The organism is Rhodococcus sp. NPDC127527 (assembly GCF_042672245.1).
Lineage (GTDB): Bacteria > Actinomycetota > Actinomycetes > Mycobacteriales > Mycobacteriaceae > Rhodococcus_G.
The window spans coordinates 49,457-71,036 of the sequence record NZ_JBHXVP010000006.1 but is presented as its reverse complement, the minus strand read 5'-3'; the positions used below and the strand labels follow the sequence as shown (position 1 = coordinate 71,036).

17 protein-coding genes and 1 tRNA gene are annotated in these 21,580 nt (G+C 70.2%); 13 read left to right on the top strand and 5 right to left on the bottom strand.

Annotation, left to right across the window (positions count from 1 at the left end; genetic code table 11):
* Positions 1 to 82: 82 nt before the first annotated feature.
* Positions 83 to 886, top strand: a complete 804-nt coding sequence (locus ACFVH2_RS12275; protein ID WP_378427284.1) for a TetR/AcrR family transcriptional regulator — start codon at positions 83 to 85, stop codon at positions 884 to 886.
* Here ACFVH2_RS12275 and ACFVH2_RS12270 read toward each other — a convergent pair.
* A complete protein-coding gene (locus ACFVH2_RS12270) occupies positions 868 to 1,848 on the bottom strand; it encodes an endonuclease/exonuclease/phosphatase family protein (RefSeq protein ID WP_378427286.1) in 981 nt (326 codons plus the stop codon). The two genes, ACFVH2_RS12275 and ACFVH2_RS12270, sit on opposite strands and share 19 nt — an antisense overlap.
* A 45-nt stretch (positions 1,849 to 1,893) precedes the next feature.
* Entirely contained in the window at positions 1,894 to 3,126 is a 1,233-nt protein-coding gene (locus tag ACFVH2_RS12265; RefSeq protein WP_378427288.1) for a PucR family transcriptional regulator, read from the bottom strand.
* 231 nt (positions 3,127 to 3,357) lie between these two features.
* Between ACFVH2_RS12265 and ACFVH2_RS12260 the strand changes: the two genes are divergently transcribed.
* Together ACFVH2_RS12260 and ACFVH2_RS12255 are read left to right on the top strand one after the other, a co-directional pair.
* On the top strand, positions 3,358 to 4,203 hold the full coding sequence (locus ACFVH2_RS12260; protein ID WP_378427290.1) for an alpha/beta fold hydrolase: 846 nt from the start codon (positions 3,358 to 3,360) through the stop codon (positions 4,201 to 4,203).
* Complete coding sequence (locus ACFVH2_RS12255) at positions 4,203 to 4,784, top strand: DUF4203 domain-containing protein (RefSeq protein WP_378427292.1); 582 nt, start codon at positions 4,203 to 4,205, stop codon at positions 4,782 to 4,784. The genes ACFVH2_RS12260 and ACFVH2_RS12255 overlap by 1 nt, the downstream gene beginning before the upstream one ends.
* On the opposite strand, the gene ACFVH2_RS12250 is transcribed toward ACFVH2_RS12255, so the two are convergent.
* On the bottom strand, positions 4,757 to 6,124 hold the full coding sequence (locus ACFVH2_RS12250) for an MFS transporter (RefSeq protein ID WP_378427293.1): 1,368 nt from the start codon (positions 6,122 to 6,124) through the stop codon (positions 4,757 to 4,759). The genes ACFVH2_RS12255 and ACFVH2_RS12250 overlap by 28 nt on opposite strands.
* Positions 6,125 to 6,272: 148 nt before the next feature.
* Here ACFVH2_RS12250 and ACFVH2_RS12245 point away from each other — a divergent pair, with 148 nt between their 5' ends.
* Positions 6,273 to 7,181, top strand: a complete 909-nt coding sequence (locus ACFVH2_RS12245) for a GDSL-type esterase/lipase family protein (protein ID WP_378427295.1) — start codon at positions 6,273 to 6,275, stop codon at positions 7,179 to 7,181.
* Positions 7,182 to 7,293: 112 nt separating this feature from the next.
* Positions 7,294 to 8,736 carry a PQQ-binding-like beta-propeller repeat protein gene (locus tag ACFVH2_RS12240; RefSeq protein WP_378427297.1) on the top strand — a complete coding sequence of 481 codons (1,443 nt, stop codon included), beginning with the start codon at positions 7,294 to 7,296 and terminating at the stop codon, positions 8,734 to 8,736.
* Here ACFVH2_RS12240 and ACFVH2_RS12235 read toward each other — a convergent pair.
* On the bottom strand, positions 8,733 to 9,911 hold the full coding sequence (locus tag ACFVH2_RS12235; protein WP_378427299.1) for an amidohydrolase: 1,179 nt from the start codon (positions 9,909 to 9,911) through the stop codon (positions 8,733 to 8,735). The two genes, ACFVH2_RS12240 and ACFVH2_RS12235, sit on opposite strands and share 4 nt — an antisense overlap.
* A gap of 100 nt (positions 9,912 to 10,011) precedes the next feature.
* Between ACFVH2_RS12235 and ACFVH2_RS12230 the strand changes: the two genes are divergently transcribed.
* The 5 genes from ACFVH2_RS12230 to ACFVH2_RS12210 all read left to right on the top strand — a co-directional run bounded on the left by ACFVH2_RS12230 (position 10,012) and on the right by ACFVH2_RS12210 (position 17,645).
* Positions 10,012 to 10,539: a PadR family transcriptional regulator gene (locus tag ACFVH2_RS12230; protein WP_378427301.1), complete on the top strand. Its 528-nt coding sequence runs from the start codon at positions 10,012 to 10,014 to the stop codon at positions 10,537 to 10,539.
* A gap of 96 nt (positions 10,540 to 10,635) precedes the next feature.
* Positions 10,636 to 12,642, top strand: a complete 2,007-nt coding sequence (locus tag ACFVH2_RS12225) for an FAD-dependent oxidoreductase (RefSeq protein ID WP_378427374.1) — start codon at positions 10,636 to 10,638, stop codon at positions 12,640 to 12,642.
* Positions 12,643 to 12,659: 17 nt separating this feature from the next.
* Positions 12,660 to 13,463: a mycolate reductase gene (gene cmrA / locus ACFVH2_RS12220; RefSeq protein WP_378427303.1), complete on the top strand. Its 804-nt coding sequence runs from the start codon at positions 12,660 to 12,662 to the stop codon at positions 13,461 to 13,463.
* 1,088 nt (positions 13,464 to 14,551) lie between these two features.
* Positions 14,552 to 15,895 carry a diaminopimelate decarboxylase gene (lysA, locus tag ACFVH2_RS12215; RefSeq protein ID WP_378427305.1) on the top strand — a complete coding sequence of 448 codons (1,344 nt, stop codon included), beginning with the start codon at positions 14,552 to 14,554 and terminating at the stop codon, positions 15,893 to 15,895.
* A gap of 106 nt (positions 15,896 to 16,001) precedes the next feature.
* Positions 16,002 to 17,645, top strand: coding sequence for an AMP-binding protein (locus ACFVH2_RS12210; RefSeq protein ID WP_378427307.1), 1,644 nt, complete (start codon positions 16,002 to 16,004; stop codon positions 17,643 to 17,645).
* Between the two features lie 62 nt (positions 17,646 to 17,707).
* Here ACFVH2_RS12210 and ACFVH2_RS12205 read toward each other — a convergent pair whose 3' ends face one another.
* Positions 17,708 to 19,537, bottom strand: coding sequence for a helicase HerA-like domain-containing protein (locus tag ACFVH2_RS12205; protein ID WP_378427308.1), 1,830 nt, complete (start codon positions 19,535 to 19,537; stop codon positions 17,708 to 17,710).
* An 84-nt stretch (positions 19,538 to 19,621) separates the two neighbouring features.
* Between ACFVH2_RS12205 and orn the strand changes: the two genes are divergently transcribed.
* From orn to ACFVH2_RS12190, 3 genes are all read left to right on the top strand, one after another.
* Entirely contained in the window at positions 19,622 to 20,221 is a 600-nt protein-coding gene (gene orn / locus ACFVH2_RS12200; protein WP_378427310.1) for an oligoribonuclease, read from the top strand.
* A gap of 92 nt (positions 20,222 to 20,313) precedes the next feature.
* Positions 20,314 to 20,386 (top strand) — tRNA-His (locus ACFVH2_RS12195).
* Between the two features lie 198 nt (positions 20,387 to 20,584).
* Entirely contained in the window at positions 20,585 to 21,550 is a 966-nt protein-coding gene (locus tag ACFVH2_RS12190; RefSeq protein WP_378427312.1) for a DUF389 domain-containing protein, read from the top strand.
* Positions 21,551 to 21,580 lie beyond the last annotated feature (30 nt).

Below are 21,580 nucleotides of genomic sequence, written 5' to 3'. Positions count from 1 at the left end.
ACCGCGGGTCGATCCCCCAGTCCGCCGAGCCGTGTGCTCGCCGGTCGAGTGTCTCGACGACGAACTGGGGGAGAATGTTCCTGTGACCGAGAAGAGGGCGACGACCAGCCACGAGGGCCGGACCGATCCGGCCCGCACGCTGGCCTTGCTGTGGGGAGAGCACAGCACGTCCGGCCGCACCGGTCTCGGCGTCGACGCGATCGTCGCCGCCGCAATCGAACTCGCGGACGCCGAGGGACTCGAGGCGGTGTCCATGCGCCGGCTCGCCGACCGGCTCGGTGTCGGCGCGATGTCGCTCTACACCCACGTCCCGGGCAAGGCGGTCCTGGTCGACCTGATGCAGGACGCCACCCTCGCCGACCTGTACACGGACACCGACGAACCGGCCCGCGCCGGCGGCGGCTGGCGCGGCGGCGTCGAATTCGTCGTCGACCGCAACTGGGACCTCTACCGCCGCCACCCGTGGTTGCTGCACATCGTCGGCGCCCGACCCGTTCTCGGACCCAACACCAGCCGAAAGTACGAGGCCGAGCTGCGCCCGTTGGACGGGATCGGCCTGACGGACGTGGAGATGGACGCGGTGCTGTCCTTGGTGCTCTCGCACGTGACCGGCACCGCTCGGCTGCTCGTCAGCGTCGAGCAGACCGCCCGCGATTCCGGGCTCACCGACGCCCAATGGTGGGCGGCGACCGCGCCGATCCTCGAACGACTACTCGACCCCGCCGCCTATCCGGTCTCGGACCGGGTCGGATCGGCCGCCGGCCGGGAGCATCAGGCGGCGAGCAGTCCTCAGCACGCACTGCGATTCGGGCTCGACCGCATCCTCGACGGGGTGGACGCACTCGTCCACCAGCGCGCGCCCCTCGGTCAGCCGAGCCCCGAGTAGCCCTCGGGAGCGGGCACCGCGACCGTGGCGACGACCCCGCGATGGTCGGAACCGGGCAGGTCGACGATGCCGGCGCCGGTGGCCGTCGCGCCCGCGACCAGGACGTGATCGATCGCCAACAGCGGCGGCCACCACCGGTCGGCGGGATAGGTCCGGAGCGCACCCGCACCGGATTGCTCTGCCGCGTCCCGGAATCCGTCCCCGAGCAGGGCACGGAACTGAGCGTGGTCGTAGGTCGAGTTGAAGTCGGCGCCGACGATCACCGGCTCGGCACCATCGCGCAGGCGCTGCAGGATGTCCCGCACCTGCGCCATCTCACGGGCCCAGATGTCGGTCTGCTGCCGCGGCACGGGCGGCAGCGGATGCGCGGCGACGACCACGAACGGCCGCTGCCCCGGCGGGCGGACCCGTGCCGACACCATGTTCATCACGAACCCCATGTGTTCGGTCTGCGCGGAGAGCGGATGCCGGCTCCAGATCCCGGTCCCCCCGCCCAGTTCCGTCGGACGCAGATACCGGAACGGCAGCACCTCGTCGAGGCCGGCGGCGCCGAGCCGGGGCACCGCACCGGGCGTCAGCTCGTTGACCGTCAGGATGTCGACGTTCCTCGACCTGACTTGCGCGACAACGCCTTCCATGTCGTCGTTGCCGAAGAAGATGTTCGCCTGCATGACCGTCAGATCGGATGCGCCGTCGGGCCGTGCGTCGCCGACGTACAGCGGAAGTTGGGTCCACGCCGCCACCGCCAGCACCGCCGCCGCCACGACCGTCCCCACCCACTGCCGGGTTGCGGCGAGCGCCAGCAGGCCGGCACCCGCGCACACCATCAGCAGCGGCGCGAACGAGGCGAGGACCACGAGCACCGTCACGGAGGTGTCGAGGAAGTGCGCCCCGATCCCGACCGCGGCCGCGAACACCGCCAGCCAACCGAGCACCGCCACCGCACGCCGAACCCACACCATCGAATTCCCCCTCGAGATCCGGTCCAGCATGCCCGACGTCGGCGCTCAGCCCAACGCGCGCTGTGCCACCAGTGCCGCCCCGATGTGCGGCAGGTCCGCCGGGTCGGACGGGTTGCGCCCGATCAGCTCGGCCACCCTGCGTATCCGATAGTCGACCGTGTTGGCGTGCACCTCGAGTGCGGCGGCGGTGGCGCGGCGGTTCAGTCCCGTCGCCACGTACGTCTGGAGGGTCTGCATCAGCTCCGGCTTGCCGACCAGCGGGTCGAGCAGCGTGGCCAGCTCCCGATGCGCCGCGCTGGGCCGGCTCAGCTGGTACTCGAGCAGCACGTCCGTCAGCCGGTACAGGCCGGGCGGGCGTCCCGACCGGGCCACGAGCGCGACGATGTCCGCGGTCAGGGTGACCGCATCCGGCACCTCGCCAGGGGTGGCGAGGGCACCCGAGACCCACAGGTCGGCTCCGATCACCACCCGCATCCGCTCGATCGCCGCGCGCAGTTGGTCCCAGTCCGGCGGCGCCGCGGAACACGGAATCAGCGCGGTGCCGCCACCGCTGTCGATCACCGTCAGCGCGGGCTCACCCGTGATCCGGTCCAGCTGTGCCTGCAGGCGCCGCAACTTGCGTCGGCTCGCGACGGTGCCGCTCATCCCCGATCCGCGTTCGTCGGCGTTCTCGTCGATCGCGAGGGTCAGCGCGAGGTACTGCGGGGCCAGCCGAAGCCCGGTCCGGTGCACGACGGCGTCGAGCCGCTCGCCAGCGACCAGGGCCGACATCAACGAGCGCCGACCCGAGTTCTCCTGGCTCTCCATGATCTGGCGTTCCTCGAGGTACGCGGCACTGACCGCGAGGGTGAGCCGGCGCAGGAAGTCGAGGACCATCGCCATCAGCACCTGCACGTCGCGGATGTCGTCCGGCCGCGCGGCCGCGAACAGGTCCTGCGAGGACATTCCGATCCCGAGGTGATAGGCGTACAGCACCGCCTCGAGCGGCACCCCCTCCTCGGCCCGGCGCGCGGCCGAGTTGCGTTGCTCGACAAGCTCGGAGTCGTTGACGGCCCGCCGCTCGAACACCAGCGTGGCGAACAATTCCATGTTGTGGTGCACGATCTCGGCGATCTCGCCGTCCACCTCTTCGCGCGGCAGCGCGCGATACACCGGGGACTCGTCCACCAGACGGGCGATGACCCGCTCGGTGAGGTCCTCCGCCGAAGCCGACAGCCATTGCGCGGCGGGACGGCCGGCAATCTGTAGGGGTCGCCCCTTCCGATCGTCATCCGCCACAACTTCCCCCTCGCATGAATCGGACAATACCGGCCCCTGACCGGCCTATGTGATCGTCGTCATGTAGTGCGCACCCTATGCCACCTCGGGCTCCGCCGCCGCCGACCTGCTCGTCTTCGACTGCCCGGACACGTCCACAATCACCTGGCCGACGGTCCCTGCGCGGTAGTGTTCCGGTCAGGGCGGCCGCGAACAGCTACGCCCGTCGCCGCGAGTGACCCTGGGGGACATGTGAATCCAACTGCCACCACCGCGACCGTCGCCGTCGGCGACTACACCTTCCGCGTCACGACCGCGGGTCCGGCGGACGGCCCAACGGTGCTGATGCTGCACGGCTTCCCCGAGACCGCCGCCTGCTGGCGGCCGGTCACGCCCGCCCTGACCGCCGCCGGACTCCGGGTGATCGCACCCGACCAGCGCGGGTACTCCCCCGGTGCCCGGCCGATCGGCGTCGAGAACTACGCGATCGACAACCTGGTCGGCGACGTCGTCGGCCTGCTCGACGCGCTGGGGATCGACGCCGCCCACCTGGTCGGACACGACTGGGGTGCCGCCGTGGCCTGGGCGGTCGCCGCCGGGCACCCCGACCGGGTCCGCACGCTCACCGCGGTGTCCGTTCCGCACCCGGCCGCGTTCGGCTGGGCCCTGCGTGAGGACGACGATCAGCGGCAGCGGTCGGCCTACATCACGGTCTTCCGGCACGGCGACTCCGCCGAACGGGCCCTGCTCGCCGACGACGCCCACCGACTGCGAGCGGTCTTCGGCGGCGTCGACAGCGCCCTGGTCGAGGTGCACGTGCGCGCCCTCACCGAGCCGGGTGCACTGACCGCCGCCCTGTCCTGGTACCGCGCGATGGGTCACGAGTTCGGCGACATTCCGCCGGTCACCGTGCCCACCACCTACGTGTGGAGCGACGGCGACGAGGCGCTCGGCCGGGCGGGCGCCGAGCGGTGCGGTGAATTCGTCGACGCGCCATACCGTTTCGTCGAACTCGCCGGCGTCAGTCACTGGATTCCGGAACAGGCACCCGATGCGCTCGCCGAGGCGGTCCTCGCACAAATCGAAGGGAAACGCTGATGAACGGTATCGCAGTACTCCTGGTCGGGGCCCTGCTGTGCTTCTGGGGCATCCGGTCCATGCACCTAGCGGTGCTCGCCGCGGGCTTCGGCCTCGGCTGGCTGATCACCGACCTCTTCAACGCCTCGCTCGCGACACTGTTCCTGTTCGCGCTGATCGGCGCGGTCGCCGCGTGGGTCGTCACCTCGCTGATCTTCAGGTTCTCGGCCTTCTTCATCGGCGGTCTGACCGGTGCGATGGCGGGCGCGAAACTGGCCGACGTGGTCCAGCACGGCGACAACAACTGGGCGGTGAGCGCGATCGTGATCGTGGCGATCGCGGTGGCGGCGGCCTTCCTCGCCGACAAGTACCGGGCCCGGGCGCTGCTGTGGCTGACCTCGATCGGCGGTGCGAGCATGATGCTCACCGGTATCGGCCTCACCACCAACGCCCTGAGCTTCCTGCACCAGCCGAATCCCGGCTGGGAACAGGTCACCTCGACCCTGCTCTGGATCGCGCTGTCCGCCGCGGGCTGGATCGTCCAGCGTCGGTTGTTCCCGGAGAAGCTCGGCCTTCAGCGTGCCGAGGGCTCGAGCCGGTAGCCGCCGCGCGGGTCACGCTGCGGTGCGCGCACCGGGAGCAGCGCAGCGAGACCCGCAGCGAGCACCACGAGGAGGCCGAGGATCCCGGCGCGGTCACTGGCGAACATCCAGGCGAACAGCCCGAACAGCGTCGGCGCCAGGAACGAGACCGCCCGTCCGGTCGTCGCGTACAGGCCGAACATCTGCCCCTCCCTGCCGGTCACCGTGATCCGGGTCAGGAAGGTGCGGGCCGCGGACTGGGCCGGCCCGACGAACAGGCACAGCAGCAACCCGAGAATCCAGAATCCCACCGGTCCCGGAACCACGAGCAGCATAGCCCCGACCGCGAGCATCGAGCCGAGCGATCCGACGATCACGGTCTTCGGTCCGAGCCGGTCGTCGAGACGGCCCGCGGCCAGCGCCCCGACCGCGGCCACGACGTTCGCCGCCACCCCGAACAGCAGCACGTCCGACGAGGCGATGCCGTAGACGTTGACCGCGAGCACGGCGCCGAAGGTGAACACGCCCGCCAGCCCGTCCCGGAACAACGCGCTGGCCCCGAGGAAGTACAGGGTGTGCCGATCGGCGTGCCACAGCTCGCGCAGGTCCGACCACAGCACGCGGTACGAGCCGAGGAAGCCGGCGTCGGCGGCCGCGGTCACCGTGCCCGGGAGGCCGGGGGCGGCCGTCGCGCGCGGCAGTTCCGGAACGGCGAACAGCACCGGGATCGCGAACAACGCGAACCAGACCGCCGCCAGCACCGCCACCAGCCGGATGTTGAGGCCACCGTCGGTGCTCAGCGAGAGAAGCCCACGAGTGTCCCCGTCACCGGCGATGAATCCGAGGTAGCAGACCAGCAGCAGCACGATGCCGCCGAAATAGCCCATCGCCCAGCCGAACCCGGACACCCGGCCGATGTTCTGCGGGGTGGAGACCTGGCGGAGCATGGCACTGTAGGGCACCTGGGCCAGCTCGAAGATCACCGAGCCCACGCCGAGCAGGACCAGGCCGAGCCACAGGTACTGGTAGCGATCCTGCACCAGGAACATCAGCAGCATGCACGTCACCACCGCGGCGGTGAGCAGCGCGAGCGAACGCCGTCGGTGTCCGGTGGCATCCGAGCGCTGGCCGGTGACCGGGGCGAGCAGCGCGATGCACAGCCCCGCGGCGCCGAGCGACCAGCCGAGCCAGCTGCTCGCCGACACCGAGCCGGGCAGATCCGCGCCCACCCCGTCGGTGAGGTAGACCGAGAACACGAACGTGACGATCACCGCGTTGAAGGCGGCCGAACCCCAGTCCCACAGGCCCCAGGCGAAGACCTGCCTGCGGGTGACGCCCTCGCCGACCACCGGTGCGCTCATACGGCGAGCCTAGGTGAGCGCGACCCGCCGGTGCCTGTCACCGCAACGTAACGATTACCCCGGTTCGCATTGCCCACCGCCCGTGACACCCATACCGTTTCGTGCGGCTCGTCGTTCTGGTCAGTCCGCACCGATCCGGAGGCCACACATGCGCTCTCGACTCCTGTCCATCGCCGTCATCGCCGTCGCGATGGGGCTGGGCGGCGCTCCCGCCGTCGCCGCTCCCACCGTCCCCGCCGAGAATCCGACCGACACGTACTACGTCTCGATGGGTGATTCCCTCGCCGCCGGCTATCAGCCGAACACGAAGAAGGACGAACCCGTCTCCTACAGCGACCGGGTCTACGAGACGTTGAAGGCATCCGATCCCCACCTGCAGTTCGTGCGCATCGGATGCGACGGCGAGACCACCGCGTCGATGATCAACGGAGGCAAGTGCGTCTACCCCGGTGCGAGTTCCCAACTCGACTTCGCCACCAAGTTCCTGGCGGCGCACCAGGGCCGGGTCGAGTACCTCACCCTCACCGTCGGGGCCAACGACATCTACCACTGCCTGACCGGCGGTTCCGGGTCCGCGGGTCTTCCCGACATCGGCTGCATCACGCAGAGCCTCGGCACGATCGGTACCAACCTCGGCAAGATCACCGGCGAGCTGCACAAGGCGGGCGGCACGGACCCGCGCTACGTCGGGATGAACTACTACGACCCCGCGCTCGCCGGTTGGCTCGAGGGCGGGACCAGCCAGCTGACCGCGCAGGCGACCGCCGCCGCGAACAACCTGCTCGCCGCGACCATCGCCAGCGCGAACAGTGCCAACGGGTTCAAGACCGCCGACGTCCTGAACGCGTTCTCCAACAACGACGTCGGCAATCCCGTCGACGTCCCACCCTTCGGCACCCTGCCCCGCAATGTCGCGAGGATCTGCGCGTGGACGTGGATGTGCTCCATGGCCGACATCCACGCGAACCCGGTCGGGCACCAGATCATCGCCGACGCGTTCCTGCCGCTGCTGACCTCGAACGCGCCCGGAGCGGGCACCGGGTCCAGCGGGTCCTGAACCGAACACCCCTCGACCCGGCGACGCGCGCCGGGTCGAGGGGTGCCGCACCATCCGGCGGCGCCTTACGATCGAGACTCGAGTCGTCACTTCGCTCGTGAAGGACACCTGGATGAATCGATCCGGCCCGGCGCGCCGAACGGTCGCCCGCGGCGCCTGCGCGATCGCTGCGGGCGTCCTCACGCTCGCAGCCTGTACGACCGCCGAGAACGCCAGTTCGGACGGGACCGGCGGCTTCACCGCGACCCTGCCGGGCCCGGCCGACAGCCCGGCGGTCTACCTGGCGAACGTGCCCACGGCGGCGGGCCCGCGCAACCTACTGTTCCTCACCACGAAGAACGGCACGGCCGTGGCCGTCGACGCCCGCGACGGCACCGTGGTGTGGCAGGCCCAGGACGGTCCCGGGGCCTGCCGGATCAACAACGGACGACAGCCCTGCTACACCACCTCCGCCCCGGCGGTCGACCCGAGCGGCGACTTCGTGTACTCCTACGGACTCGACGGCCGCGTCCACAAGCGCGCGACGGGCACCGGCACCGAGGTGACCGCCTTCGGCTGGCCCGAACTGGCCACCACCAAACCGTTCGACGAGAAGGGCTCCGCCCACCTGACCGTCGCGACCGCCCGGTCCGGCCGCTCCTACCTCTACGTCGCCAGCGGCGGGTACCTCGGCGACCGCGGCGACTATCAGGGCCACCTCACCACCATCGATCTGGCCACAGGCGGCCAGACCGTGTTCAACACCGTCTGCAGCGATCAGGCCGTGCACTTCGTGTCGGCGCCAGGCACCCCGGACTGCGGCCGGGTCCAGGCCGCGGTGTGGGCCCGGCCCGGCGTCGTATACGACCCGGGCACCGACCGCGTCTATCTCGCCACTGGCAACGGCGCCTACGACGGCAGCCGGAACTTCGGCGACAGCGTGCTGGCCCTGAACCCGGACGGCACCGGGTCCGGTGGCGGTCCCGTCGACTTCTACACCCCGTCGAACCAGGTGCAGCTCGACGAGGGCGACCTCGACCTCGGCAGCGCCGCACCGGCCATCCTCCCCGACCGCGCAACGACACCGCTGGCCGTGCAGGCCGGCAAGGACGGCATGCTCCGACTGCTCGACCTGGCCGACCTCGGCGGTCATCGCCGGGTGAACCCGGACGGCACGGGCGGTGAGGTGCAGATCGTGCCCGTCCCCGAGACCGGCGAGGTGCTGGCGCAGCCGGCGACCTGGCGCGATCCCGAAGGCCGATCGTGGGTCTTCGTCGCCAACGGCCGGGGCCTGTCCGGACTCGAGGTGGTGACCGTCGACGGGACACCCGCGCTGACGTCGCGCTGGACGACGGACGGCGGCGGCACCTCCCCGATCGTCGTCGACGGCGTCGTCTACTACCTGACCGATGCCGGCGCAGTCGGCCTGGACCCCGCCACCGGCAAACGGATCTGGGCCGACAACGCCGGCGACATCGCGCTGCACTGGCAGAGCCTGGTCGCGGCCGACGGCTACCTCTACTACCCCGACGGCACCGGGCAGCTGCATGCCGATCGCCTCCCGACGTCGCACTAGTCGAGGAGGTACGCGCGCCGGGCGTTGTCGGCGGCGATCAGCGTTGCGATCCGTTGCGCGTCCCGGTACGACCAGGCGTCGTCGGCGAGGCCCGCGACGAGGAACGAGGTCAGCGCCCGGCGGAACAGCTCGGCGCCGACGAGGAACAGCTCGGGCAGCCCGCAGCCGTCGGTGGAGAACAGCACCGACGGCAGCGGCGCGAGTTCGAGCAGTTCGGCCAGCACCCGACCGGCTCCCGTGCCGACGTTCTGCACGGCGAGACCGACGTCCACGAAGACGTGGTCGAACACCTGCGCGAGGTAGGCCGCGTGCCGGTGGAACGGGTACGTGTGCAGCAGCATGATCGGCACGCCGCGGCCGGCGGTGGCACGCAGCAACGGGGTGAGCAGGAGCGGATCGCACCGGGCCAGGTCCGCGTCGGCGTCGCCGTACCCGCTGTGGAACTGGATCGGCAGTCCGAGGTCCACGGCGGTCCAGACCAGGAAGCGGGTCAGGGTCTCGTCGGCGAGCCGGACCGGCGCGCCCCGCTCGATGGCCGACGCCCACCGTGCGGCCGCGTCGACCACCTCGCTCGCGGCCGGACGGTCCGGCGCCAGGTCGAGGCCGACCCGGTACCCGGCGATCGTCTTGAACGCGACGGCGGTCGCGGCAGCGGTGGCCAGTGCGTCCCGGCACGCCGCGGCGAACTCGGCGGCGCCGCGCCCGACGATCACCCGTTCGGCCACCGACTCCAGCCGGGCGATCTCCCGCGCCGGCGCACCGGCGCGGACGGCCAACTCGGTCGGTGTCGTCAGGCCGTCGGCCCGGAAGCCGGTGTCGACCAGATACTCCGATATACCTGCACCTCGCAGCAGCCGCCGGGCGACCTCGTCGGGACCGAGTTCGACGCGCCGCGCGAGGTAGGAGTCGGCGGCGGTGTGCGGCTCCAGGCCGAGCCGCGGAGCGCAGAAGCGGCGGACCGCGAGACCGACCTGAGTGTCGAACAGGCTGCCGTGCCAGCGCCCGGGTCCGTCGGCCTCGCACAGCCAGGACTCGAACCCGGCGCGATCGAGAGGATCGCGCAGCACGCCGTGGCAATGATGGTCGACCAGAGCGATCCGCCCGACGAACCGCGCAAGGTCCCGTTCGCCGGACCCAGCGGATCCGGACGGCGTGCCCCCGGAAGACCGTGCCATCGGTGCCATTCTGCCGCTGATCCGATCCGGACGAAGGAGATGGCGACCGAGTTTATGCATCTAGTTGCATAGTCTCCTCGTTGCATAGATACTCGACCACGTGGCACTCGAACACGCACTCCTGGTCTCGCTGTCGGAGAAGTCCGGCTCGGGATACGAGCTCGCGCGCCGATTCGGCAAGTCCATCGGGTTCTTCTGGAACGCCACCCACCAGCAGATCTACCGCGTCCTCAAGCGGATGGACGAGTCCGGCTGGGTGGACGCGGAGACCGTCGGCCAGGACGGCCGCCCCGACAAGAAGGTGTACCGCGTCAGCGACGCGGGCCGCGCCGAACTGCAGCGATGGATCGCCGAGCCCACCGAGCCGGGGCAACTGCGCAACGAACTCGCCGTGAAGATTCGCGCCGCCTCCCTCGGCGACCTCGCCGACGTCAGGGCGGAGGTCGCCCGACATCGCGACGAGCACACCCGCCGACTCGAGATCTACCGACTGATCGAGAAGCGGGACTTCCCCGCGCCGGATCGGCTCTCCGGCCCCGACCTGCATCAGTACCTGGTCCTGCGCGGCGGAATCCGCGTGGAGGAGGGTTTCACCGCGTGGTGCCAGGAGGTCCTCGATGCCCTGTAGTTCCGGTCGCTCGCAGGCTCAGCCCCTCCCGACGACCACCGTCCCGACTCCCACGACCGAGAGGCCGACGCCGTGAGCAACCCGTATCCGAACCTGATGTCCCCGCTCGACCTGGGGTTCACCACCCTGCGCAACCGCGTCGTCATGGGCTCGATGCACACCGGACTCGAAGACCGCGCACGCGACATCCCGAAGCTGGCGGCCTATTTCGCCGAGCGGGCCCGCGGTGGGGTGGGCCTGATCGTGACGGGAGGATTCGCCCCGAACCGCACCGGCTGGCTGCTGCCGTTCGGCGCCGAGATGATCACCGAGGCGCAGGCGAAGCGGCACCGCACCGTCACCGACGCGGTGCACGCCGAGGGCGGCAAGATCGCGCTGCAGATCCTGCACGCGGGCCGGTACTCCTACAACCCGCTCAGCGCGTCCGCCTCCTCGATCAAGGCCCCCATCAACCCGTTCCGCCCGCGCGCGCTCACCGGTCGCGGCGTCGAGTCCACGATCGGCGACTTCGTCCGGTGCGCGCGACTTGCCCAGTCCGCCGGCTACGACGGCGTGGAGATCATGGGCGGCGAGGGCTATCTCATCAACCAGTTCCTCGCGCCGCGCACCAACAAGCGCACCGACAAGTGGGGCGGGTCGGCCGAGAACCGGCGTCGCATCGCCGTGGAGATCGTCCGACGCACCCGCGCCGCCGTCGGCCCGAACTTCGTCATCCTCTTCCGACTGTCCATGGCGGACCTGGTCGAGAAGGGCCAGACCTGGGACGAGATCGTCACCCTCGCACGCGAACTCGAAGCCGCGGGGACCACGATCTTCAACACCGACATCGGCTGGCACGAGGCGCGGGTTCCGACCATTGTCACCTCCGTGCCCCGCGCGGCGTTCGTGGACTTCACCGAACGACTGGCCCGCGAGGTCACCATCCCGGTGTGTGCCTCGAACCGGATCAACATGCCCGAGACCGCGGAGGAGATCCTCACCCGCGGTGACGCACAACTGATCTCGATGGCCCGGCCGATGCTCGCCGACCCCGAGTGGGTGCGCAAGGCCGAGTCCGACCGCAGCGACGAGATCAACACGTGCATCGCCTGCAACCAGGCCTGTCTCGACCACGCCTTCGGCAACAAGAAGGTCTCCTGCCTGCTCAATCCCCGCGCCGGCCGCGAGACCGAACTCGTGCTCTCCCCCACCCGGCGACGCAAGAACGTCGCGGTGGTCGGAGCCGGGCCCGCCGGACTGTCGGCGGCGCTGAACCTGGCCCAGCGCGGGCACGAGGTGAACCTGTTCGAGGCCGGCGACGAGATCGGCGGACAGTTCGGCATCGCGCGACGCATCCCCGGCAAGGAGGAGTTCGCGGAGACGATCCGCTACTACACCCGTCAGCTCGAACTGGCCGGCGTGAAGGTGCATCTGGGTACCCGGGTGGACGCGCGGCGGCTCGTCGACGGCGGCCACGACGAGGTCGTGCTCGCGACCGGGGTCACCCCGCGAATCCCGGCGATTCCGGGCATCGAACATCCCAGCGTGCTGTCGTACGCCGAGCTGGTCCGCGACGGCCGCCCGGTCGGCGAGCGGGTCGCGGTGATCGGCGCCGGCGGCATCGGTGTCGACGTCTCCGAGTACCTCACCCACGACAGCTCGCCCGCTCTCGACCTGCAGGAGTGGAACCGCGAGTGGGGCGTCACCGCCGACGAGTCGGCCCCCGGCGGGCTCACCGAGCCGAAGTCCACGCCGTCGGCGCGCGAGGTGTACCTGCTGCAGCGCAAGACGACCCCGATCGGCGTCGGCCTCGGCAAGACGTCCGGGTGGGTGCACCGCGCCGCACTGAAGAAGAAGGGCGTGCACCAGATCTCCGGCGTCAACTACGAGCGGATCGACGACGAGGGCCTGCACATCAGCTTCGGCGAGAAGCGCGAACGGCCGCAGGTGGTGGCGGTGGACAACGTGGTGATCTGCGCCGGCCAGGAGTCGGTCCGGGACCTCGAAGGCGATCTGACCGCGGCCGGGATGACCGTCCACGTGATCGGCGGCGCCGACGTGGCCGCCGAACTCGACGCGAAGCGGGCGATCGAACAGGGCACCCGGCTCGCGGCGACGGTGTAGCGGTTAGCCTGACCACCGTGAGCCTGCCTACCCCCACCCCCGACACCCGCGCCGTCGTGACCGGCGCCTCCTCCGGCATCGGCGAGGCGTTGGCCACCGAGCTGGCCGCACAGGGTCATTCGCTGATCCTCGTCGCCCGCCGCGGCGACCTGCTCGAGGCGCTCGCCACGAAACTGGCCGACGCCCACGGCGTCACCGTGGAGGTCCGGGCGGTGGACCTGTCCGACCGCGACAAGCGTGCGACGCTCACCGAGGAGCTCTCGCAGCGGCCGGTCAGCATCCTGTGCAACAACGCGGGCATCGCCACCTTCGGTCCGGTGTCCGAGCTCGACGCCGGCTACGAGCGGGCCCAGGTCGAACTCAATGCCGTTGCCGTGCACGACCTCACGCTCGCGGTTCTGCCGGGCATGATCGAGCGCGGCTCGGGCGGGATCCTCAACGTCGGGTCCGCGGCAGGGAACATGCCGATCCCCAACAACGCGACCTACGCCGCCACCAAGGCGTTCGTGAACACCTTCTCCGAGTCCCTGCGCGGGGAGCTGAAGGACTCCGGTGTGCATGTGACGCTGCTCGCGCCGGGCCCGGTTCGCACCGAGATCCCCGACCCGGCCGACGCGTCCATCGTGGACAAGCTGGTTCCCGACTTCTTCTGGATCTCGAGCGAGTACACCGCGAAGGTCTCCCTCGAGGCGCTCGCGAAGAACAAGATGCGCGTGGTGCCGGGGATCCTCAGCAAGGGCATGTCGGTCGCCGGGCAGTACAGCCCGCGGGCCGTGGTGGCACCGATCGTCGGCACCTTCTACAAGAAGCTGGGCGGCTAGGGCTTGTCTCCCTAATCTGATCGTGTCTGTGCGGCACCATGCTCGGTGTGCACGAGTGCGATCGGTGATGAGCAGTCGGCGATTGTCGCGCCTGGGACAAGGTCCTGACCATCTACTCGCCCGGGCCGACCAGATCGGCGAGATCGACTGGATGGTGTCGCTGGACTCGACGGAACGCAATCGCCTCCAAGAGGCGGTCGCGGTGGCCGTCCGGTCGACTTCGACGTCGAGAAGAACAAGGGCCGCAATGTCGTCGAGCGGTCCTTCTGCACGGTCAAGCAGTGGCGGGCCCTGGCTACTCGCTACGACAAGCTCGCCCTGACCTACCGGGCCGGTGCGCTGTTGTCGGCGGTGTGCACCTGGTTACGACACCTCGCCGACCAGGAGACATGCCCGAGGTCCGAATCACCCAAGTGAGTGGGATCCACGGCGGCAGGACCGCAACGCGGTGGGGGATCCTGCCGCCGGTCGTGTTTAACGCTGTGGCCTGCCGGAACTCGAATTCGATTCGGCTGCAGGGCTGGCCGATTCGCCCTATTCTGGCTCGGTCGGTTGGCGCCGCGTCGGGGTGGTCGCCCCGGTCCTACACATTCGAACGAAGGAGTTGCATGTCTCGAATTCTGGCGCGCCGCGGCGCGTCCGTCCTGGTCGCGGCGGCTCTGCTCGGCGGTGGCCTGGCACTCGGTGGGGGCACGGCGTCGGCCGAGGAGCCCAACCCCGCCATGTCGGCTGAGGACCCCAACCCCACCATCATCCAAGATCTCCTTGCAGCCATTGTTCTCCCACTGACGGGCAGCGCTGCGGGCCCCGTTCAGTCAGGCAGCGCTGCTGTGGGCAGCAGCGAGACCTGCAGCGGGGCCTACGAGGGGGTGCCCCGCCCTGGCTGTCTTGGTCACCTCCGCATCCTCCCCGCCGAGCTGGCTGCCAGTTAGGGCATGTCTCGCGATCCCTGTCGCGGGATTGGGAGGCACACCCTAGCCGGTTCGCGTCAAGACCGCCCCGACCAGCGTCAAGGACCCGTCAAGGGTGCGGTCGGGGCGGCGTCCGGCGGGTATTCCGGAGGGTGACACCCACCCAAGGAGACCACGGTGACCCTGCTCGAGATCTTCCCGTCGCTGCGCTCGGCGATGACCCCGCGGCTCGACCCCGCCGTCTGGCCCGACGGCACCCACGTGGACGATCACGGCCGCATCACGGTGGCCGGGGTGGCGCTCGCGGACATCGCCGACCAGTACGGCACGCCCTGTTACGTCCTCGACGAACTGGACCTGCGGCACCGCTGCCGCACCTATCGGGAGGTGTTCCCGGAGGCCGAGATCGCCTACGCCGGAAAGGCACTGCTGACCCGGGCGGTGGCCTCGTGGGTCGCCGAGGAGGGCCTCTCGCTCGACGTGTGCTCGTCCGGCGAACTGGCCATCGCGATGTCGGCGGGCGTCGACCCGCGACGAATCATCATGCACGGCAACGCGAAGACCCCCATAGAACTGTCGGCCGCCCGGGACGCCGGCGTCGGCCGCATCGTGATCGACTCGCACGCCGAGATCACCCTGCTCGCCGCGTCGCTGACCCGCCGCCAGAACGTCCTCCTGCGCGTCACCCCTGGGATCGACGCGCACACCCACCGGGCGGTCGCGACCGGCGTGACCGACCAGAAGTTCGGCTTCCCGCTCGAGCACGGCCAGGCCGACGAGGCCGTCAAGCGGGTCCTCGGCCAGCCGCGGCTGAACCTGATCGGCCTGCACTGCCACCTCGGTTCGCAGATCACCGAGGTGGAGTACTTCCGCACGGCGGTGGATCGGATGATCGCGCAGATGGCGCAGATCAGGATCGACCACGGCACCATCCTGACCGAACTCAACCTCGGTGGCGGACACGGCATCTCGTACGTGTGCGGCGACCCGCAGCTGGACCTGAGCGCGTTGGCCTCGACGCTCGACGACGCGCTCGACGACGCCTGCGCGCGGCACCGCTTCCCTCGTCCGCGCCTCACCCTCGAACCCGGCAGGGCGATCGCGGGCCGGGCCGGAGTGACCGTGTACCGGGTCGTGTCGGTCAAGCACGTGACGGGCGGGCGGACGTTCGTCTGCGTCGACGGCGGGATGAGCGACAACCCCCGGGTCGCGCTGTACGGCGCGCACTACAGCGTCGCGCTGGCGAACCGGCACTCGATCGCCCCGACGACCACGGTCACCGTCGCGGGCAGGCACTGCGAAGCCGGCGACGAACTGGCGGTCGACGTGCAGCTGCCGTCGGACCTGCACCCGGGCGACGTCCTCGCCGTCCCCGGGACCGGGGCCTACCACCACAGCCTCGCGTCGACGTACAACGCGGTCGGGCGGCCGCCGATCGTCGCGGTGCGGGACGACCGCAGTCGCGAGCTGATCCGGCGGGAGACGGTCGAGGACCTGCTCCGCCGCGAGGTGTCCCGCTAGCAACGCCGGCACCCACTGGCGCCACTCCTTACCGACGAGTAAGTTGGCGGCGGGCGTGGTCTGACCCACGCCCGCCGCCCCACCGCCGCCAGGAGGACACCGCCTTATGCCGAGCCTTGCCGGAGCCACGGATCTGCTCAAGGGGCTCGTCCCCATCACCAGGGCCGGCATCGTCGGACCGATCGGCCCGAGCGCCCTCACCGGCGTGGTCTCCGCCTGGTACCAGTGGGACTTCACCGCGGGCGGCCTGTTGGCCGTCGCCGCGCGCCGCGACGGCAACCGGATCGCCGTCGTCGACGACCTCGGCTCGGTCAGCTACCGCCAGCTCGACGCCGACGCGCACGCGCTCGCGGTCGCCCTGCACGACCGGGGCCTGCGTGAACGCGGACGCATCGGCATCCTGGCCCGCAACCACCGCGGATTCCTCGTCGCGATGGGGGCCTCGTCGCGGCTCGGCACCGACCTGGTCCTGCTGAACACCGGCGCCTCGGACGCCCAGCTCGCCGAGGTCGTCGTCGAGCAGCGCCTCGACTGGCTGCTCGTCGATCCCGAGTTCACCGCGCTCATCCCGGACGGGACGCTGCGGGTGGCGGTGTTCGAGGACCCCGACCACGCCTGCGACGCGGCGTCGGGCGCCGAGGGCTGGGCCCGGTTCGACGGCCTCGTCGAGGACGGCAGAACCGGCGGCGCGGGAGCGCTCGCCCGGCGGCCCCGTCGCGGGCGGATCATCGTGCTGACCTCCGGCACCACCGGCACCCCGAAGGGCGCCTCACGCCCCGAACCGCGCAGCTGGATGCCGGCGTCCGCGGTGCTCTCCCGGCTGCCGTTGCGCAGCGCGGAGACCACGGTCGTCGCGTCGCCGATCTTCCACACCTGGGGCCTGGCCGCCACCCAGATCGGCCTGGCGCTGCGCTCGACGATGGTGCTGACCCGCCGGTTCGACCCCGCCGCGACGGTCGCCTCGGTCGCCGAGCACAGGGCCAGCGCGCTGTGGGTGGTGCCGACCATGCTGCAGCGCATCACCGACCTGCCCCCCGGCGAACGGAACGCGGACCTGACCTCCTTGCGGGTGATCGCGGCCAGCGGCTCCGCGATTCCGACCGGGGTCGTGCACAAGACCCTGGACCTGTTCGGTTCGGTGCTCTACAACTTCTACGGCTCCACCGAGGTGAGCTGGGCCTCGATCGCCCAACCCGCGGAGCTGGCACAGCACCCGACCACGGCCGGTCGGCCCCCGCTCGGGACTGTCGTGCGGATTCTCGGCGAGGACGGCAGCCCGGTTCCCGACGGCGAGGTCGGCCACGTGTTCGTCGGCAACGGCATGCTCTTCGACGGCTACACCCGCAGCGGCAGCGAGAAGCAGGTGCGCGACGGCCTGATGTCCACCGGCGACCTCGGCCACTTCAACGAGGACGGCCTGCTGTTCCTGGACGGTCGCAGCGACGACATGATCGTCTCCGGCGGCGAGAACGTCTACCCGCGCGAGGTCGAGAACCTGCTCAGCGAACTACCCGGCGTGCTCGAGAACGCCGTCGTGGGGATCGAGGACCCGGAGTTCGGCGCACGCCTCGCCGCCTACGTCGTGCGCACCGACGACCCGGACGGCGCCGACCTGACGGTCGACGGCGTGCGCGCGCACGTCAAGACCCACCTGGCCCGGTTCTGCGTGCCGAGGGAAGTCGTGTTCCTCGACGCACTGCCCCGCAACCCCACCGGCAAGGTCGTGCCCCGACTGCTCCCCAAGGTGTAGGCGGCTCCGCCGCCTGTGCTCGGTTGACGAGTCCAGGGACTCGTCAACCGCGCACAGGTGCGTCAGCGCCGGCGGCGGCCGGTACCGAAGATCGAGCGAGAGATCTCGCGGCCGGCGACGGTCGCCGCGGACCGCAGGAAGCTCTTGACCGCGGGGTTGTCCATGATCTTCTCCACCGCGCTCGGCTCGTCGGGTGCCGGCGACGGCAGGTCGGGCAGGTCCGGCAACGCGGGCGGCAGATCCAGCCCGTCACTCGGCGCGCCGGAGACCCTCGCGGTCAGCAGCTCGTAGGCCGACTCCCGGTCGATCGTCTCTCCGTACTTCGCGTGCAGCGGACTCGCCGCGGCCGCCGCCCGGATCGCGGGTTCCCCGATGGTGTCCATCAACGAGCGCGGCGGCGGAATCTTCGCCCACGCCACCGGTGTCGGCGCGCCCTTCTCCGAGAGCACCGTCACCACGGCCTCGCCGGTGCCCAGCGAGGTGAGCGCCTTCTCGAGGTCGTAGTGCTCGGTCTTCGGGTAGGTCCGGACCGTCTTGGTCAACGCCTTCTGATCGTCCGGGGTGAACGCGCGCAGGGCGTGCTGGATGCGCGCGCCGAGTTGCGAGAGCACGTTGTTCGGCACATCCGTCGGCAGCTGCGTGCAGAAGAACACGCCGACGCCCTTGGACCGGATCAGCTTGACCGTCTGCTCGACCTGCTGCAGGAACGCCTTCGACGCGTCGGCGAACAGCAGGTGCGCCTCGTCGAAGATGAACACCAGCTTGGGCTTGTCGACGTCGCCGACCTCGGGCAGCGTCTGGAACAGGTCGGCGAGCACCCACATCAGGAACGTGGAGAACATCACCGGCCGGGCGGCCTGGGCTCCGAGCTCGAACAGCGTGACGACGCCCTTGCCGTCGGGGCCGACCCGCAGCAGGTCCGCGGTGTCGAGTTCGGGCTCGCCGAAGAAGGTGTCGCCGCCGTCCGCCTCGAGGTTCACCAGCGCCCGCAGGATCACCCCCGCTGTCGCCGACGACACCCCGCCGATGCCCTTGAGGTCGGCCTTGCCCTCGTCCGAGGTCAGGTGCGCGATCACCGAGCGAAGGTCCTTGAGGTCCAGCAACGCCAGGCCCTGGGTGTCTGCCCAGTGGAAGATCAGCCCGAGGGTGGACTCCTGGGTGTCGTTGAGCCCCAGCACCTTGCTGAGCAGGATCGGCCCGAAACTGGTGATGGTCGCGCGCACCGGGATGCCGATGCCCTCGGTGCCGAGCGAGAGGAACTCGACCGGGAACGCCGTCGGCGCCCAGTCGGCGACGCCGGTCTCGACGGCGCGGGCGGCGATCTTCTCCCCCGCCTGGCCGGGCGCGGACAGTCCCGACACGTCGCCCTTGACGTCGGCCATCACCACAGGAACCCCTGCGGCGGAGAGCTGTTCGCAGATGCCCTGCAAGGTCTTGGTCTTGCCGGTGCCGGTCGCCCCGGCGACGAGTCCGTGGCGGTTGAGGGTCGCGAGCGGAATGCGTACGCGCGCGGTGGGATCGACGACGCCGTCGACGATGATCGTGCCGAGCTCGAGCGCCCCGCCGTCGAACGCGTAGCCGGCGGCGATCTCCTGTGCCGCGGCGACGGGGGCCGGCGGCGTTGCGGCGGCGGCCGTTTCGGCGGCAGGAGATGCAACCTCCGCCGCCGCGGGCTCCGCGGCCGGCCTGGCGGGCGTCTTCGCCGCGGCCACCTTCGCCGCGTGCTCACGCTCGGCGGCCGCGACCGCCTCCACTGCGGCCTCCGCCGCCGCTGCCGCCTCGGCCGCGACGCGAGCGGCCTCCTCCGCGGCGGCCTTGGCCGCCTTCGCCTTCTCCGCGAGTGCCGCCGAGTCCTGTCCCGGGCCACCGGAAGCGGTCGGATCCACCGTCATTCATGCCCTCCTCGAGGCGCAACGCCAGAAGTTTGTGTCCACCGCGAACCCTAACCGAGAACACGCTGACTACTGTGGATGCTCGTGCAGGACAAACTTGTGTGGATCGATTGTGAAATGACCGGACTGCGGCTCGGCACCGACAAGCTGATCGAGGTGGCCGCGCTGGTCACCGACAGCGACCTCAACATCCTCGGCGACGGTGTGGACATCGTCATCCATGCCGACGACGCCGCGCTCGCCGACATGCCCGACGTCGTCAAGGAGATGCACGCGCGGTCCGGGCTCACCGAGGAGGTCCGCGCCTCCACGGTCACCCTCGAGGAGGCCGAACGCCGCGTGCTCGCCTACATCCGTGAGCACATCCCCGCCGCCGGCACCGCACCGCTCGCGGGCAACTCGATCGCCACCGACCGCGGGTTCATCACCCGGGACATGCCCGCGCTCGACGAGTACCTGCACTACCGGATGATCGACGTCAGCTCCATCAAGGAACTGTGCCGGCGCTGGTACCCGCGGATCTACTTCGGTCAGCCCGAGAAGGGCCTCTCGCACCGGGCCCTCGCCGACATCAAGGAGTCGATCCGCGAACTGAAGTACTACCGGCGTACCGCGTTCGTCGCCGACCCCGGCCCGTCTACCAGCGACATCGCCGCCGTCGTCGAGGATCTGGGCGCCGTTTAGATACCGATTGGCAACTCGGCCCCCGAACACGCTAGTATCGTCCACGCTGCTGACGCACAGCCCCGCTAGGGGCGGAGCGTCGGAAAGCGATGGTGACCGTAGTTCAGTTGGTAGAGCACCAGGTTGTGATCCTGGCTGTCGCGGGTTCGAGTCCCGTCGGTCACCCCGAAGTGAAAACCCCTGACCTGCTAAGACAGAGGTCAGGGGTTTTCTCGTTTCCGGGTCGTGCAACAGAATCTGCAGTAGCGACCTACCCGAGCAGGGATGCGACCGATCGGCTGCACTCTTCTGTGCCCCAGGCAGCACGTGGGCGTAGACATCCATCGTGATCGTGATGGAGGCGTGACCCAAGGAGGCAATACCGTGCTGCATCTGCGCGTCATCTCGCCGAGTGAGCGGACCGGAGAAGTGCTGCACATGCTGGCCGCCGAACCCGGCGCTACCCATGTGACGCTCGCACTCAGTGCCGCCATCGATCCGCCCGGCGATGTGATCGAGGCGGATGTCGCGCGTGCCTCCGCGAATAATGTGCTCGCCGCGTTGACCGCTCTCGATCTGGTGCGGACGGGCGGAATCTCGTTCGAGCCGACGGGGACCGTGCTTTCGTCCGCCGGCGAGCGGGCGGACCGTGCGGCTCCGACACGGCCGGACGGAACGGTGGTGTGGGAGCAGTTGCTCGGTCAAGCGCGCGAGGGGGCCCGACTCACTCCCACGTTCCTGGCGTTTCTGGCGATCGCGTTCCTGCTGTCGGCGGTAGGCGTGGCGACGGCCTCGCCGTTGACCCTGGTCGGTGCGATGGTGGTTGGGCCCGAGTTCCGACCGCTGGCAGCGCTTTCGGTGGGTCTGGTCCGCCGGGACATCGGGCTCGTGCGGACTTCGGCACGCACCCTGGCCATCTCGTTTCCGGCCGCGATGGTGGTCACCGCGCTGGCAACACTGCTGTGGATTCGCCTCGGCTGGATCGGGATCGGTGATGTCGAGAACGCCCGCGCCTTCGATTTCATCTACGAGGTGGGGCCATTCTCACTGGTGGTGGCGCTGCTAGCGGGGGCGGCAGGCATGCTTGCGCTGGTCACCTACGCCTCCACCGTCCTGGTGGGCGTGTTCATTTCGGTAACCACCGTGCCAGCTGCCGGTTTGGCCGTCGTCGCGGTCTTCGCAGGAAAGTGGAATGTCGTGCTGAGCTCGCTTGCTCAACTCGGCGTCAATCTGATCGGCATCGTGCTTGCCGGGGTAGCTGTGCTGCTGCTGTTGTCACTCCGGGCCGGTCGCCAAGGCGAGTCGGTCACCCGCCGCGCAGGACACAGGAATAGCCCCCGTCCTCGTTAGGCGGGTTGGCGCATTCGGTCGGTCCGAGTG